Raw genomic sequence first — 664 nt, 5'->3', positions numbered from 1 at the left:
GATCCTGGTGGCCCGGTAGCGCATTGTCATCCGACAGCACCCCAGCGCCTGGCACGCCCGCCGCTCGCTCATCCCATGGGCAGTCTGGAGATGGGCGACAGCATCCCGCTCGGCAGCGGGCGTTACCATTTTTTTCCGAGGAGGTCCTTCAACGCCGAGTTGTCCAGCATCGCATCGGCCAGAAGCTTCTTGAGCCGGCCGTTCTCGTCCTCGAGCGCCTTCAGCCGCTTCGCCTCGCTGACGTCCATGCCGCCATACTTGGCCTTCCATTTGTAGATGCTGGCGTTGCTCACGCCATGCTTGCGGCACAGATCGGCGACCGCAACCCCGGCCTCCTGTTCCTTCAATATTCCGATGATCTGGTCTTCGGTGAACCTGTTGCGCTTCATCTCTGGTCCTTGTCGTGGGGCCAGAGTCTACTTCACACTGGATCAAGCCAAGGGGGCAACGTCACTCCGCGTCAGCCCCCGTCGCTCACTCCGCCCAGATGGGCAAAACCAACCGTCAGAGTCTCCATCACGCTGGATAGAAGTTGGGGGCAACGTCACCTGCGCCGACCGAACCGAGCGATCACACCTGATGAGATCTGCATCGTCACGCCCGATACCCACGCTAGTGCAATGACCACTGACCAGATGTTCCGTGCGTCGACATCCAGAATGAT

1 pseudogene is annotated in these 664 nt (G+C 60.5%); it reads right to left on the bottom strand.

Annotated elements, in window-relative coordinates:
* Nucleotides 1-389, bottom strand: a pseudogene (locus tag AACY45_RS27315) (transposase); the annotation flags it as partial.
* Between the last annotated feature and the right edge of the window lie 275 nt (nt 390-664).

The sequence above is a fragment of the Pseudomonas sp. RA_35y_Pfl2_P32 genome (assembly GCF_963970735.1).
In the GTDB taxonomy this organism is placed as follows: Bacteria; Pseudomonadota; Gammaproteobacteria; order Pseudomonadales; family Pseudomonadaceae; genus Aquipseudomonas.
The sequence above is the reverse complement of the archived record's forward strand: the minus strand, read 5'-3'. Positions and strand labels throughout refer to the sequence as shown.